This is a genomic window from Bacillus sp. 03113 (assembly GCF_006546985.1).
Lineage (GTDB): Bacteria > Bacillota > Bacilli > Bacillales > Cytobacillaceae > VATK01.
Map to the genome: position 1 here is coordinate 255744 of NZ_VATK01000001.1, position 15413 is coordinate 271156.

The following is a 15413-nucleotide window of genomic DNA, read 5'->3' on the forward strand; positions in this document are numbered from 1 at the left end:
TCGAACTTTTTGAAGAAAAGTAACATCAATTTAATTCATTCCAGAACCATTATAAAAGGAAAACATCGTTCAAATAAGAGCGGTGTTTTCCTTTTTTATTAACTATGCTCCATCTCTTTTAACCTCTGGACAGTATTTAAGATTAGACGTTCAGCAGCCATACTTAACGGTGCACTTCGTTCTTTTGTTAATAAGCCAATAGGAGGAGAAATCTCCAAGTTTGAAATTGGAATTGCTTTTGTTCCGCTAAATGGTACTGAATGGGCAGTCTTTGTGAAAATAGATACTCCGATACCCGATTTAACATAATATTTATGTGACATGCTGCTAGAGACTTCCATTCGTCTATAGTTGCTGCCTATTTCCTTTAATAGTGCTTGCTCAATTTTTATACGAATCGGGCAATTTTCAGGAGTGAAGATAAAGCGTTCATTTTTTAACTCTGATAGTTCAACTTGATTTCGATCTGCTAAAGGGTGGTTGTCAGGGACTAACAAATAGAATTTATCCATAAACAGAGGTTGGAAATATGTCTCTAGTGTAACTTCTGGGGCACCACATACTGCAAAATCGATCTGATCGTGCAGGAGTTTTGTATTTAATGTGTTGGCATCAGCTACGATTACATCGGTTGTAACTTTTGGGTATAACGCTAAAAAGTCAGATAAAATCGTTGGGAAAACTAAGCTAGCTGTTGGTTCGGATACACCAACACGTATTAATCCTGCTTCTCCCTTTTTTAAATCTAAGATTGTATGGTCTAAGAAAGAATACTCGGCTAGAAGTGTATTGGCCCGCTCATAAAAAACTCTTCCAGCTTCCGTCATTTTTAATGTTTTTCCTCTTTCAAGTAATTTGATGCCGAGATCAGATTCTAACTGCTTAATATGCATGGTTACAGTAGGCTGTGAGTAACTAAGCTCTTCAGCTGCTTTTTGAAAGCTTCCGAATTTGATAATCGTATGAAATGTTTTGATTGTTCTTAACTCCAACATTCTTCTCTCCTCCCAATTCGAATTCAAAAATATTAATCTGTCAGTTTATATTTTTTAATTATACAGAAGCGTTTCCATAAATTATAATGACTATAACTGATTAAACATACCTGTTTACAAGGAATATTTAATAGTTTAATTCGGTTGAGGCATTTTTGCAATAAAAAAAATATATGTGTATTTAGGTGAAAATCTCATCTTTTTCACATAAAAGGGAATCGGGGGTTTACGTCAGATGAAATTTGCTTTATTTAGCCTAATGCAGAATCTCCCAAATGCTGTAACTGGGGAAAAGCTGACGACACAGCAAAAATTTCAAAATATATTAAAACAGGCAGTGCTAGCTGAAATACATGGCTTTGATGCATTCGGAGTTGGAGAGAGACATGGTGAACCATTCTTATCTTCCTCCCCGCATGTCATCCTCACCGCCATTGCTGCTAGAACTTCGAAAATACGTCTGTTAACCACCGTTACTGTTCTTAGCGTATTAGATCCAGTGCGTGTGGCTGAGGATTATGCCACCCTAGATCATCTTTCAGGCGGGCGGCTAGAATTAATCATCGGTAAAGGCAACGATCCGCGCCACTATCCTCTTTTTGGTATTACTGAAGAGGAGCAATGGGAATCCCTTGCGGAGAGATATGACCTTCTAAAGCGATTGTGGACAGAGGAAAATGTCACCTGGCAGGGGCGTTATCGTCCTGCACTGAATAATATAACGACTCAGCCCAGACCCTTTCAGCAGTCTATTCCAGTATGGCATGGAAGTGCATCAAGCGTGCTCTCTGTTGAGCTTGCTGCAAAATACGGAGACCCAATATTCTCATCCAATACCTTTCATCCTCAGGCTAAGTACAAAGCCTTGATTGATCACTACCGCGAACGGTGGGTCTATTATGGTCATGATCCAAAGGACGCAGTCGTCGGTTCTGGTGCGGGCGGCTTGTATTTGGCGGATACAACGGAGGAGGCGATCAAGCGTTTTCGCCCATATTATGATGCATTTCATAGTACGGATGCTGCGAAGCATAATCAATCGCCTTTTAAGAGTCTTGAAGACAACATCGAGAATGGCCCTGTTTTAGTTGGCAGTGCAGAACGGGTAATTGAGAAGATACTAAACTATCATGCTGCCTTTGGAAATCAAGTATTAAGCATTAGTGTAGATGGATTAACTGAAGCAGAGCAGCTAGAGCAAATCGAGCGATTCGCCACTGAGGTTGCCCCAATACTAAGACGAGAGATCCCAAGTTCAATATGGAATAAAAAACCTCGAGCCATCATAAATAACATTCAGTAATTGTCAAAACCACAAGGAGGGATTGTAGATCATGTTTCAAAGTATATTTGTTGATGAAATGAAAGAAGATGAAAAAGAAACGGTTCGAAGTGTTTTAATTGAGAGCTATAAACAATATGAGCATGAATATACAAATCCTTTGGTATGGAAAGAGTATTTGAAAAATATTTATCATTCTGTAGATAATCCACTTGTAGATAAGATTTTAGTTGCAAAAAACGGAGAGGATATCCTTGGTACATTGCAGCTTTTTCAATCATCTGAAAATGCATATGGGCGTCCAGAACTGCAAATCTTTTCACCTATCATTCGTTTGCTTGCTGTACTGCCTCAAGCAAGAGGGCGCGGAGTAGCGCAAGAATTAATAAAGGCTGGCATAGGCTATGCAAAAGCTCAAGGAGCTGTCAATTTGTATTTGCATTCGAGTGATAAGATGTATAAGGCTATACAACTATATGAATGGTTAGGTTTCAAACGAGAGAAGACGAAAGAGTTTCAAAATCATGATATTTTAGTAAAATGCTTTCGGCTTGATTTATAAATTAGAACTCTTCAAACGATCTTTATGAGATTTGAAGTGGTAAGTGTACTACAGCTGAATACGATACAGATATATTTAGTACATTCAGGATTATTAAAGTATCACTTCATAAATACAAAATATACATTATAGTCGTAATCCCTTATACTAAACATACTTTATTAATCCTATCGGAATAAAAAGAAAAATAAGGAGAGGTTTGCTAATGACAAAAGTGGCATTTTTAGCGGGGGGTAATTCCGTTTATTCCCGGCTAACAGGTTTGATCGATTTTAGCACAAATTATTTAGGAGAACATGGAATTGATTCAGAGGTGATTCAAATTCATCAATTACCAAGCGAAGCGTTAATAACTGCTGACTACAACAACGATAAGATTAAGGAAATTAATCAAATCGTAGAAGAAAGTGAAGTTATTGTAATTGCAACACCGGTTTATAAAGCCTCTATTACAGGGATTTTAAAAACATATCTTGATTTGCTTCCTCAAAATGGTCTAAGCAATAAAATCATTGTCCCATTAGTTCTTGGTGGGTCTTTTGGTCACTTATTGGTGATTGATTACGCCCTAAAGCCTGTTCTATCCGCATTAGGTGCAACAAATACTTTAAAAGGCGTGTATACAGTTGATACACAAATTACGAAGCTAGAAGGGAATCGTTTTGAACTAGAAGAAGCGGTAAAGGAGAGATTAATAAACACTTTTGACGAAGTATTAAGTCAGATTCAGCAACCTGTGAAAGAATAATTGATCAGGAGATTCGTAGAAAATCAATTTCCGAAAATTAGATAAAAAATGCAAAGTACAAAATAGAAAGGAGTTGAAGCAAATTGGTTGTGTCTATTAGTGTTCTTGATCAAAGTCCAGTCGCTGAAAATGAATCAGGCGAGCAAGCATTAGCAAAAACAGTAAAATTGGCTCAAGAAGTAGAGAAACTGGGGTATCATCGTTTTTGGGTGGCTGAGCATCACAATACAGGGACACTGGCAGGATCTGCTCCAGAAGCATTGATTGGATATTTGTTAGCGAAAACATCAACGATTAAAATTGGTTCCGGAGGGGTTATGCTCCAGCATTATAGCCCGTATAAAGTGGCAGAAGTTTTTCATGTTTTGTCTTCTCTAGAACCAGGCAGAGTGAACCTCGGCGTTGGAAAAGCGCCTGGTGGTTTTCAATTGTCCACCAGTGCTCTCCAGCAGGATAAGGTTGAAAATCAGCAGCCCTTTTATGAAAAACTGGAAGTATTAACTCGTTTTCTACATAATCACTTTCAGGAGGATGAACCTTACGCTGAACTGAAAGCTTTTCCAGTTCCATCAATAGCGCCTGATGTGTTTCTTCTTGGCGGCAGTGTAGAAAGTGCGATCAAAGCTGCTAAGCTAGGTATTTCTTTCGTGTTTGCCTATTTCATTAACGGAGAAGAGGATGCTTTGAATGCTGCAAGAGAGGCATTTCGTAAGAACCTTCCAGAAGGTTCGAGCGCTACGTTCATACTTGCTGCTGTTATCGTAGTTGCTGACAGTACGGAAGAAGCGGAAGAGAATATTAAATCAAGAGAAGTCTTTAAAATATTACTGGCTAGTGGGAAATCAGTTAATGTAGGAACTCTTGAACAAGTAAACGAATTTATTAAAAAGATTAACGAACCCTACGAAATTAAAGTTCAAAAGGCAGGGATCATTGCTGGCACGAAAGAAACTGTTCGAGAGAACTTAGAAAGACTAGTTAATGTCTATGATATTTCTGAAGTGATTGCGTTAACACCAATCGAAGATTTTCATAAAAAATTAAAATCTTACTTCTTATTAAAAGAAGCGGTTTCAGAGCATACAACAATACAAAATCAATAATAAAATGGAGTGATTAAAATGGGATTTAATAAAAACGTGGTTGTGTGGAGTAAACAAGGATGCCATTACTGCAATGAAGTAAAATCATATTTAAATGAGCGGCATATACCTTTTAAAACCATTGATGTAACTGAAAATGATGGATTAAGAGATGTGCTGGAGGCAAAATATGGCGTCCGTTATGTTCCGGTGGTTGAAATAGAAAGACAAGACAATCAATATGAAGCAGTCGTACAAGTTGGAATTGATTTTTTGAAGAAGGCTCTCGTGTAAGTTCAGATCATGCTATGAATCTAAAAAAAGGATTGCTTTTAAGCAAAAACCGACTAAACTTATAAGAATACTTTACGGAGGGGATTTCGATGGTTCAAAAGAAACATGTAAAATTTGGGTTGATTATTCATGGTGTTGGTGGGTCGACAGACGGTTGGAGACATCCGGATATCCCTTCCGATGCTAGTGTTAATTTGGATTTTTATATCAATCAAGCAAAGACAGCGGAAAAAGGATTATTTAGCTTTGTTTTTATTGCAGATGGTGTTCACATTAATAAAGAATCGCTGCCGCATTTTCTTAACCGATTTGAACCGATTACCATATTATCGGCTTTAGGTGCAGCGACAAAAAATATTGGTTTAGTCGGAACTGTTTCTTCAACGTACAGTGAACCATTCACTGTAGCAAGGCAATTTCTCTCCCTTGATCATATTAGCGGCGGAAGAGCAGGCTGGAATGTGGTTACGACACCACTTGGTGGAGCCGCTGCAAATTTCAGTAAAAGTGGTCTTCCATCTCATTCACTCCGCTATGAAATTGCAGAGGAGCATTTAGACATTGTTCGAGGACTATGGGATTCTTGGGAAGATGATGCCTTCATCCGAGATGAGCAAACAGGTGTATTTTTTGATCCCGATAAACTGCATGAATTGAATTATTCTGGAAAGCATTTTTCAGTAAAAGGACCATTAAATATTGCCCGCTCAAAACAAGGACATCCTGTGGTTTTCCAAGCAGGTTCTTCTGAAAGGGGCAGGGCATTTGCGGCAGATTCAGCGGATGCGGTCTTTACGAATCAAAGCGATATTACGAAAGCCAAGGAGTTCTACAAAGACATTAAGCAACAGGCGATTCAAAAGAGAAGATCAGCTGAAAGTGTGAAGATTTTTCCAGGGATTACTCCAATTATTGGACGTACGATTGAAGAAGCAGAGCGTAAATATCACGATTTTACCAGTCTCGTACCGATTGAACATGCACTTAAATATTTAGGAAGATTCTTTGATCACTTTGATTTCAGCAAATTTCCGCTTGATGAACCGTTTCCTGATATCGGTGATGTTGGAAAAGAAGCATTCCAAAGCACAACAGATGAAATTAAGAGACTAGCAAAAGAAAACAATTTGACGTTAAGAGAAGTAGCACATCAGGTAGCAGTTCCAAGAAGTAATTTTTTAGGTACACCTGAACATATTGCAAACCTGATTCAAGAATGGCTGGAGGAAGAAGCTGCAGATGGCTTTATCATTCACACTCTTCTTCCTAATGATTTAACCGATTTTGTTGAACAAGTAGTTCCTATTTTACAAGAGCGCGGGATTTATCCAGAAGCCTATGATCATGACACATTAAGAGGTAACTTAGGTTTACCGGTTCCGATTAATCGGTACAGTAAAATACCAGAAAGAAAGTAAATATGAATGATAAGGCGGTGGATGGGTATGAAGAGAATTCTTTTTCGTATCTTTTCTTATATAGGATCGAATAGCGCTTATTTTGGTTCAGTTTCTCTACATTATGAATTACCAGGTGATGTTGTGGACCAACTAATGGATCATGACCCTGCTTTGCCACCACGCATGACTGAAGGGCAAAGTTTGAAATGAAACAAATCAGTCAACGTGTGGCTTCAACGTTTATTGTCATTTTCGGCTCTTTATTTATTGTCTTTTCTATGAATTATTTTTTGCCGGGAGATGCAGTGGATCAAATGATGGCAGGCAATGATGCTTCGCCTGAAGCTGCTAAAATGCTAAGGCAAGAGTTGGGGTTAGATTTGCCTTTTCATACTCAATTTATGAACTATCTAACGAATTTAATTCATGGAGATTTTGGCCAATCCATTATTTCTCATGAACCTGTCATCGATAAAATTTTAACTCAGTTGCCGGCTACGATCCAATTAACCTTATCGAGTGCGGGGATTGCTTTGTTAATCGGTATTTTCATAGGTGTATTGTCAGCTATTCACCATAATACCCTTTTTGATCATTTGGCTAGAATACTTAGTTTGATTGGTACATCAATGCCGACATTTTGGTCAGGAATCTTATTGATTCTGATTTTTTCTGTACATTTAAAATGGTTTCCATCCATGGGCTCTAATGGATGGAAAACGCTCGTTTTGCCTGCTATTACGTTAGGCTTATATGGTGCTGGATACATCATCAGAATGGTTCGCAATAGTACGCTAGAGGTTATAAACGAACCGTTTATTTTGACTTTACGTTCCAAAGGATTGCCAGAGCGGTTCGTCATGTATCGTCATGCATTACGAAATGCACTTATACCAGCGATTACGATGATCGGTGTCATTATTGGCGAACTATTGGGAGGTGCTGTTATAACAGAATCGGTATTTTCAAGGCAAGGCATTGGAAGACTCGTAGCGGATGCTATTGTAGCAAAAGATTTACCCGTTATTCAAGGTGTTGTTTTTTTTACAGCTCTTATCTATGTATTGATGAATCTTATGATTGATATTTCTTATACGTTTATTGATCCCCGAATTAGACGAGTTCAACAAGGAGGGGCGAAAATTTGAGAAATGAGGTTATTTTTAAACGTCAAACTCACATAAAAAGAATGCCCTTTTTTCGAAGTATAAAGTTTAAAAGATTTAATTTAGGCTTTTTTTTTATTACTATTTCGGCTTTGGTCATTATGTTCCTTAACATTTGTGCCTTGTTTCCACAGTGGATCGCACCTTATTCGCCAACACAAATGTTAAGCAATCAAGTGCTGCAGCCTCCGAGTGGCCGTCATTGGTTTGGTTCAGATTATTTTGGCCGTGATGTATTTAGTGTCGTCGTACATGGTACTCGTTACTCACTGCTTATTGGCTATGCTTCTGTTTTGTTAGCAGGGATTGTTGGTTGTTTAATTGGAGGGATCGCAGGTTATGTGGGTGGAATCGTAGACTCTATTGTTATGAGAATCATTGAAATTTTAATGACGATTCCAAGTATTTTACTTGCTTTAGCGCTGGTAGCCGCTTTAGGTCCGAATTTAGTGAATACCATTATTGCGGTGTCTATCGCTGCATTGCCCGGGTATGCAAGGGTGATGAGAGGGCAGATGGTTTCTCTTAAGAATCGAGGGTTTGTGACCGCTTCACGATCCATCGGGTCATCTCATTTTTTCATTTTTTTTAAGCATATTTTGCCGAATGCTTGGTCGCCTATATTAGTAATGGCAACGGTCGGTTTAGGAACTTCAATATTAACAGGAGCAGGTCTTAGTTTTTTAGGCTTGAGTGCTTTAAAGGAAAATCCCGATTGGGGCACGTTTTTATCACAAGGAAGAGGCTATTTAACAGTTGCTTGGTGGATTGCAACATTCCCTGGTCTTGCGATCACGCTATTCGTCTTGTCAATCAATGTGTTAGGTGACCGATTGCGAGACTACTTTGATCCAAAGAAAAGTAAATAAAAGGAGGGGGGACATTGAACACATTATTAGAGGTAACCGATTTAACGGTAAATATAAAAACTAAAAAAACAATGCTTACTGCTATATCTAATCTCTCTTTTCATATCCATCCAAAGGAAACAGTCTGTTTGGTGGGAGAATCCGGTAGTGGAAAAACGGTTACAGCAAAAACGATCATGCGGTTAATGGATTATGAAAATGGATTCATTACAAACGGTAAGATTCATTTCCACGGAGAAGATTTAGTGCAATTGCCGCAAAAAAAGATGCAAACGATTAGAGGAAAAGAGATAGCAATGGTTTTTCAAGAGCCAATGGCAGCTTTTGACCCATTATTTACAATTGGATCGCAAATCATTGAATTCATAAGGCAACACCAACATATATCCAAAAAAGAAGCCAAACAGAAAGCGATATATTTATTAAAAAGAGTAGGTATTTCGGATCCTGAATTTCGAATGAATCAATACCCGAATGAATTATCTGGAGGAATGCTGCAACGGGCAATGATTGCGATGGCTCTTGCGTGTGAACCTAAACTATTAATTGCCGATGAACCGACAACAGCGCTAGATGTGACCATTCAGTCATAAATCATTGAATTGTTAAATGAAATAAAAGAAGAGTTTAATATGTCGCTCCTGCTTGTGACTCATGATATGGGTGTTGCAGCAAATATTGCGGATCGGATCATTGTGATGTATGCAGGGGATATCGTTGAGGAAGCAGCGGTTCATGAAATATTTACAAAACCGCATCATCCTTATACACGAGGGCTGCTGCATTCTGTTACAAAACTAGACAGCCCGAAAGAGAAAAATTTGTACTCCATTTCAGGCTCAATTCCCAATTTGTCCGATTTGCCTGGAGGCTGTTCTTTTCATCCGCGATGTCCTTTTGCAACAGATGAGTGTAAAAAGAAGAATCCATCCCTGCAAAAAGTGAATGGTCGTTTAACGGCATGTATATTTGCAGAGGAATTAGTAAAACGCTCCGATTGGCTTAAACCAGATGACAATCTGATTGTAAATGAAGCTGAAAATTTGCCCGTTACAGCACCAAAAGAAGAAGTTCTCATGGAAGTTAAACATTTAAAAAAATATTATCCTTTGACGAGAGGGTTTGGAAATCACTCAATAAAGGCTGTTGATGACGTTACATTTTCAATCAATAAAGGGGAAGTTTTTGGACTTATTGGAGAATCTGGAAGTGGCAAATCAACTCTAGGGAGAGTGCTGCTTCAACTAGAAAAAGCTACATCTGGAACAGTTAAGCTTCAAAAAGAAGAGTTGCACAATATGAATAGAGCGGGTTTACGGAAGACAAGACAGGAGATGCAGATGATATTTCAAGATCCACACGGGTCTATTAACCCGCGTTGGAAAATCAAGGATATTATTGCAGAGCCACTCATTGCACACCGCAAAATAGAGAAGAAGCTGGTTTATGAACATGTTCAGGAACTCATGATTAAAGTGGGATTGAAAAAAGAATGGATGAATCGTTATCCCCATGAATTTTCTGGTGGTCAAAGACAGCGCATTGGCATTGCCAGAGCTATTGCTCTTCATCCGTCATTTATCGTAGCAGATGAACCTGTGTCAGCACTAGATGTTTCCATCCAAGCTCAGATCATTAATTTAATAAAAGACCTTCAACAATCAATGAATTTAACCTTTTTGTTTATTGGACATGGTCTTAGTACGGTTCGATACATATCAGATCGAGTCGGTGTCATGTATTTAGGCAAGCTGATGGAAATTGCACCAGCGAATGAACTATTTTCTTATCCAGCACATCCTTATACTCAAGCACTTATTGAATCTAATTTAGAACCAGATCCACTAAAAAACAGAATGAAAACAACGATAAATGGGGAAATTCCCTCACCGGCAAATCCACCAACGGGATGCAGATTTCGTACGAGGTGTCCACTGGCTACTGAGCGTTGTGCTCAAGAGGAACCTGAATTAAATCAAATCGCACCTGGTCATTACGCAGCTTGTCATTATCTTTAAATGATTATGTAGCAATTGAAGGGATGATGAAAATGAAAAAACGAACACTAATTCAAGTCGTACTAGCTTTGTTAGTGGGTCTTCTATTTATATTATCTGCATGCTCGAGTTCGAATGAGAAAAGCAGTGCGTCTTCACAAGCAAAACCATCAGAATCCAAACCCGTTCGCGGGGGAACCTTTACGTTTGCCCTTGCAACAAACCCTGATGCATTAGATCCACAGGTAAGTGGGCTGGCTGTTTCTACCCGTGTTAATCGCAATATTTATGATAATCTAATTTATAAAACGGAATCAGGTCAATTTAAGCCCTGGTTAGCAACAAAGTGGGAGGTTTCAGATGATAGGAAATCCTATACTTTTACGCTAAGAAAGGATGTTACATTTCAGGATGGAACAAAATTTAATGCAGAAGCTGTAAAATTTACTTTTGATCGTATCCTTGATCCTAAAACAAAAGCTGGGGCAAATTCGCATGCTGCGATATTAAACTATGTATCCGCAGAAGTACTTGATGAGTACACAGTTAAAATTAATTTGTCAAAACCGTCAGCTCCATTTTTAAATAATGTAAGTCAAAGTAACTTAGCGATTGTATCACCAACATCGGCGAAAAAATTAGGGGATCAATTTTCAACAAATCCAGTAGGATCAGGCCCATACAAATTTGTCGAATGGGCTGAAAATGATCAAATTGTTTTAGAGCGAAACGAGGACTATAAATGGGGACCGCCTATTGCTGATAATAAAGGTCCAGGCTATGTTGATAAACTAGTATTTAAGATTACACCCGAGGAAGCTACCCGGATTGGCAGCGTTGAAAGTGGGCAGGTTGATGCAGCTGAAACCGTTCCTTCTCAAAATGTTATTTCGATCAAAAATAGCAATAACTTAAAATTAATTGAGCATAAAACAACAGGCATGCCATTTGTATTCTTTATTAATCAAACACAAGCTCCTTGGGATCAGTTGAAAGCAAGACAAGCTTTACAAGCAGGGATTGATGTGAATAATATTGTTAAAACATTATATCTTGGTGTATACGAAAGAGCTTGGTCTGCTGTCACACCAGGAATTCTCGGATATGATAAGAGTTTAGAAAACAAAGACTTCTATAATCCTAAAAAGGCAAATCAACTATTAGATGAACTCGGTTGGAAAATAGGAAATAACGGCTACCGGCAAAAAGATGGACAAGAGCTTACATTCCAATTTGTTAGATCATGCTGTAAACCGTGAAAAAAGACATGATATTGACTTGATGGTAAAGCAGCAGCTAAAAAAAATCGGTGTAAATGTTGAGATAAAAACATCCGCTGAAGCTTTTGTATTAACTAAAAATTAAAACGCTTATAACATCTTTGGGAATAGCATTGTTTCTGGTGATCCAGATGTTATCAATAAATTTTTCCATTCTGGTAAAGAGCCTGATAAAGGCGGATCAAATATTGGTCGTTTAAACGATCAGGAAATTGACAGCTGGATAGATCAAGCATATGAGGAAAGTGATCCTCAAAAGCGCGAGAATCTTTATAAAAATATACAGAAGAAATTAATAGATCAAGCAGCTATTATTCCAATCTATGTTTATCCTAATATAGTAGCGACAACGCAATCTGTACAAGGATTAAAATTCGATTCACAAGGTTATCCGCTATTTTATGATGTTAATATAAAAAAATAAGATGGAAAATTTATGTTCTTAAAAAAGATTTTTCAAAATGGTATGAATAAGGAGCCAGAACACTTATGCCTGAATGTGCTGAGTTCTGGCTCTTTTGTTTTGAATTTTGTACATTTAGAAGCAGAGAAAAAAAGATGAAATCATTCTCCTTTTTTCTAACGTTTATCGTTTAAAATGACAGCATCCCTAACTGATTGTTAGTCACGTAGAGCCTGATTGACTTTTCTAAGGGCTGAAGTCCAAAGAAAAGTCTTATTTCACCAATTGAGCTTTTACAGTTAACTTATATACAGGGAGAAAAATACATAAACTTACATAAGGAGTGTGGATTCATGAAAATTATAGACGCGCATTGTGATGCTTTATATCGTTTGCATCAAAATCAAAAGCTAAGATTCGCTGATTCTGAAGAACTGCAAACAAATCTTAAGAAACTAATAACAGGGGAAGTATATATACAGCTATTTGCTGTCTTTGTGGATCCTGAGGTCAAGTCGGATGAGAAATTCAATGTAGCTTTAGATCAGATCAGCCTTTTTCATACAGAAGTTCTCGCTAAAAATCCTGCTATGAAAAAGATTAGTTTCTGGGAAGAGATTGATCAATTAAATAAAGGAGAAATCGGAGCTATTCTTACATTAGAAGGAGCTGATGTTTTCGGAAATGATATCAACAAATTAAGGACACTATATCAATTAGGTGTAAAGTCACTGGGGCTTACATGGAATCAGGCAAATCTTTGTGCAGATGGGGTAGGTGAACTAAGAGGTGCTGGACTGACCGAGTTAGGGAAGGAAGTTGTCCAATTAAACAATGATCATCTTGTCTTTACAGATGTTTCCCACCTAAGTGAAAAAGGGTTTTGGGATGTAATGGAATTGGCAGATTTCCCTATAGCGAGCCATTCTAATTCAAAGACGATCTGTAATCACCGAAGAAATCTGACGGATCAACAAGCTCAAGCTTTATTCGAAAAAGAAGGATTCATTGGTGTTGTCTATTGCCCCGATTTTATTAAAAATGATGGAGGAGCAACGATATCCGACTTAATGAAACATATTGATCATTTTTGCAGCTTAGGTGGCGTTCACCACATTTGCTTAGGCTCGGATTTTGATGGAATCCCTTCTGTTGTTCAAGATTTAGCAGACGCCTCTCAATCGCAAAGTCTCATTAATGAACTTTTAAAGCATTATAAAGAAGAAGAGGTAAAAGGATTTGCGTATCGAAACTTTTTAAATCATCGTCCTGTTAAAGGCTAATACAGATAAAAACCCACGGTGAAATCTCTTTATCACCGTGGGTTTTAAAATGATAGTTTTTACACTAAAACAATTTATTAGCTAAAATAAGGGATAATAAATCCTCCGTAAATAAACGCAGCTACAATCATAAAAGCAGGATGAAGTTTGAATTTTGTTAGTGCAACGAGTGTAATCAAGCCGATCACGACGGATTGGATGATTCCAAGTGAACCGAAAGAATCCTTGACTAAGCCCCAAGTTAGAAGGAGCATCATAATAGCAACAACAGGTTGAACTAATAAAGTCATTCCTTTTACCACTAAAGATTGGCGATGACGTTGGATGATTTTAAGTAGTACGATAAGAGCGATTGCTGATGGGAAAACTGTCGCAAATAAGGCAATGAAAAATCCCCACCAACCTAAAATGTCATAACCAACATACGCAGCGATTTTTGTTGCAATCGGACCTGGAAGTGCATTTCCTAAGGCAAGCATTTTTGAGAAATCTGAATTTGTTAACCAATGGTAATGAGTAACAATTTCTTCGTACATTAATGGAATAGAGGCAGGTCCTCCACCATAACCTAGAAGATTAGAAATAAAGAAGCCTAAAAAGAGATAAACCGAAACCATTATGCAGACACTCCTTTATCTTTGTTTGAATTACTCTTTAATCGGTTCTTTAGCTTAAAGTGGAAAGCTCCATATGCTAAGAATAAAACAATGACAATAGCAGGATGAACTGAAATAGTTTGCAGAAGGATAAAGCAAATAACAAATAGGATGCAACCTAGCCATTTGCCCAATCCTTTCACTGCTTTTGCAGCAAATTCATAAGCCATTAACCCAAGCATAACAGCAATAACCGGCATAACAGCTTCAATCATTCCTTTTACCACTGTAGAATAACTAAGTACGTTCACAAGAGTTAACAGGAATACCATAGCAATACAGCTTGGCAAGATATGTGCAAGAACACTAACAATAGCTCCAAGGGTCCCTTTATCTCGATAACCTAAGTATGCAGCCATTTTTGTGGCAATTGGACCTGGTAAAGCATTGGCAATGGCTAAAATTTCTCCAAATTCTTCGTCATTGATCCATTTGAAACGTGTAACAGCCTCATATCGGATTAACGGAATAACGGATGGACCTCCTCCGAAACCCAAGATCCCTGTACGACCCATGGCGATAATTAATTCTTTATATGTCGCTTTCAACTTTTTTCCTCCTAACATTTTTACCGTTAAAATCATAATAATTCTACGAAACTAATCATTTATGAAACTTGTAATTTTCTATAAAAAATAAGAAAGTACTACTTTTTGTAAGTAGACTGGTGTCTAGCTCCAGCGACTATCGACTATCAAACTTCAGATCTTCTCCCTACGATAAGTCAACATCGATTCGCTGTCGCTCATCGTGTTTCCTTTATCTCAGTCGAAGCCCCTCCAGTTTGTACGTCGATGATCAAGTCGCTTGCGCTTTTCTTGTTACAATTTCATTCCCATTCGACTCTTATAACGTTTGATTAACATTTGACAGTCAACACTGACAACACCTTGAAGTGGGTAGATCTTTTTTGTTAAAAACTTTTCCATTTCTTGGTTGTCTGTAAAAATTCCATGCATGTGAAGCTTGCTTGGGCCAGTCATTAAGTAAAGGCTCGTAACAGCTGGATCACCTGCTAATTGCTCTGCTACATGTTCTAAATATTGAGGGTCAACCTCTACGTTGAAAAAGGCCGATACATGGATGCCAACTTTTGTAGGATTAATGACAGTTGTAAATTTTTCTATAACACCTTGTTCAATTAGATTATTAATTCGTATCTGGATAGCAACACGAGACAAATCTAATTGCTTCCCGATTTCTGTATACGATATACGGCTGTTTTCATGAAGAATAGAAAGAATCTTTTTATCAATCTCATCAATTGATAAGTCTGGAATACTGTAATTGGATGCCATATCAGCTTCAACTCCAATTCTTTTTGATTTCGTTTCGTAATCTATAAATTATATTACCATCCTTTATGAATAAAAAAAAGACTAATTTTTTACGAAAG

Annotated in this window: 18 protein-coding genes; 14 read left to right on the forward strand and 4 right to left on the reverse strand. The window is 37.7% G+C overall.

The genetic code is table 11. From position 1 onward, the window contains the following. Nucleotides 1-98: 98 nt before the first annotated feature. A complete protein-coding gene (locus FDO66_RS02860; protein WP_141431152.1) occupies nucleotides 99-992 on the reverse strand; it encodes a LysR family transcriptional regulator in 894 nt (297 codons plus the stop codon). A 238-nt stretch (nucleotides 993-1230) separates the two neighbouring features. Here FDO66_RS02860 and FDO66_RS02865 point away from each other — a divergent pair, with 238 nt between their 5' ends. The 14 genes from FDO66_RS02865 (at nucleotide 1231) to FDO66_RS02915 (ending at nucleotide 13361) form a co-directional block, all read left to right on the forward strand. Further along, nucleotides 1231-2298 (forward strand): LLM class flavin-dependent oxidoreductase, encoded by a 1068-nt coding sequence (locus tag FDO66_RS02865; RefSeq protein ID WP_141430896.1) that lies wholly within the window; start codon nucleotides 1231-1233, stop codon nucleotides 2296-2298. A 31-nt stretch (nucleotides 2299-2329) separates the two neighbouring features. Next, nucleotides 2330-2839 (forward strand): GNAT family N-acetyltransferase, encoded by a 510-nt coding sequence (locus FDO66_RS02870; protein ID WP_141430897.1) that lies wholly within the window; start codon nucleotides 2330-2332, stop codon nucleotides 2837-2839. 205 nt (nucleotides 2840-3044) lie between these two features. After that, entirely contained in the window at nucleotides 3045-3587 is a 543-nt protein-coding gene (gene ssuE, locus FDO66_RS02875; protein WP_141430898.1) for an NADPH-dependent FMN reductase, read from the forward strand. 83 nt (nucleotides 3588-3670) lie between these two features. Then, on the forward strand, nucleotides 3671-4690 hold the full coding sequence (locus tag FDO66_RS02880; RefSeq protein WP_141430899.1) for an LLM class flavin-dependent oxidoreductase: 1020 nt from the start codon (nucleotides 3671-3673) through the stop codon (nucleotides 4688-4690). Between the two features lie 18 nt (nucleotides 4691-4708). Beyond that, entirely contained in the window at nucleotides 4709-4963 is a 255-nt protein-coding gene (locus FDO66_RS02885; RefSeq protein ID WP_141430900.1) for a glutaredoxin family protein, read from the forward strand. An 89-nt stretch (nucleotides 4964-5052) separates the two neighbouring features. Beyond that, the gene (locus FDO66_RS02890; RefSeq protein ID WP_141430901.1) at nucleotides 5053-6381 is read left to right on the forward strand and encodes an LLM class flavin-dependent oxidoreductase; all 1329 of its coding nucleotides are present in this window, start codon (nucleotides 5053-5055) and stop codon (nucleotides 6379-6381) included. A gap of 27 nt (nucleotides 6382-6408) precedes the next feature. Then, nucleotides 6409-6573, forward strand: coding sequence for a hypothetical protein (locus FDO66_RS20685; protein WP_181444423.1), 165 nt, complete (start codon nucleotides 6409-6411; stop codon nucleotides 6571-6573). After that, complete coding sequence (locus tag FDO66_RS02895) at nucleotides 6570-7511, forward strand: ABC transporter permease (RefSeq protein ID WP_141430902.1); 942 nt, start codon at nucleotides 6570-6572, stop codon at nucleotides 7509-7511. Before FDO66_RS20685 ends, FDO66_RS02895 begins: the two co-directional genes overlap by 4 nt. A gap of 41 nt (nucleotides 7512-7552) precedes the next feature. After that, on the forward strand, nucleotides 7553-8398 hold the full coding sequence (locus FDO66_RS02900) for an ABC transporter permease (RefSeq protein WP_141431153.1): 846 nt from the start codon (nucleotides 7553-7555) through the stop codon (nucleotides 8396-8398). A gap of 14 nt (nucleotides 8399-8412) precedes the next feature. Beyond that, nucleotides 8413-8991, forward strand: a complete 579-nt coding sequence (locus FDO66_RS20690; protein WP_181444424.1) for an ABC transporter ATP-binding protein — start codon at nucleotides 8413-8415, stop codon at nucleotides 8989-8991. A 9-nt stretch (nucleotides 8992-9000) separates the two neighbouring features. After that, nucleotides 9001-10416 carry a dipeptide ABC transporter ATP-binding protein gene (locus FDO66_RS20695; protein WP_258535547.1) on the forward strand — a complete coding sequence of 472 codons (1416 nt, stop codon included), beginning with the start codon at nucleotides 9001-9003 and terminating at the stop codon, nucleotides 10414-10416. Between the two features lie 32 nt (nucleotides 10417-10448). After that, the gene (locus tag FDO66_RS02910; protein WP_258535548.1) at nucleotides 10449-11654 is read left to right on the forward strand and encodes an ABC transporter substrate-binding protein; all 1206 of its coding nucleotides are present in this window, start codon (nucleotides 10449-10451) and stop codon (nucleotides 11652-11654) included. Further along, entirely contained in the window at nucleotides 11629-11760 is a 132-nt protein-coding gene (locus FDO66_RS21165; RefSeq protein WP_258535549.1) for a hypothetical protein, read from the forward strand. Before FDO66_RS02910 ends, FDO66_RS21165 begins: the two co-directional genes overlap by 26 nt. Nucleotides 11761-12431: 671 nt before the next feature. Beyond that, nucleotides 12432-13361 (forward strand): dipeptidase, encoded by a 930-nt coding sequence (locus FDO66_RS02915; RefSeq protein WP_141430903.1) that lies wholly within the window; start codon nucleotides 12432-12434, stop codon nucleotides 13359-13361. A gap of 77 nt (nucleotides 13362-13438) precedes the next feature. Here the strand turns inward: FDO66_RS02915 and chrA are convergent, their stop codons facing one another. The 3 genes from chrA to chrS form a co-directional block, all read right to left on the reverse strand. After that, entirely contained in the window at nucleotides 13439-13978 is a 540-nt protein-coding gene (chrA, locus tag FDO66_RS02920; protein ID WP_141430904.1) for a chromate efflux transporter ChrA, read from the reverse strand. Further along, a complete protein-coding gene (gene chrB, locus FDO66_RS02925) occupies nucleotides 13978-14583 on the reverse strand; it encodes a chromate efflux transporter ChrB (RefSeq protein WP_141431154.1) in 606 nt (201 codons plus the stop codon). Before chrB ends, chrA begins: the two co-directional genes overlap by 1 nt. Nucleotides 14584-14838: 255 nt before the next feature. Continuing rightward, the gene (gene chrS / locus FDO66_RS02930) at nucleotides 14839-15315 is read right to left on the reverse strand and encodes a chromate efflux transcriptional regulator ChrS (RefSeq protein WP_141430905.1); all 477 of its coding nucleotides are present in this window, start codon (nucleotides 15313-15315) and stop codon (nucleotides 14839-14841) included. Between the last annotated feature and the right edge of the window lie 98 nt (nucleotides 15316-15413).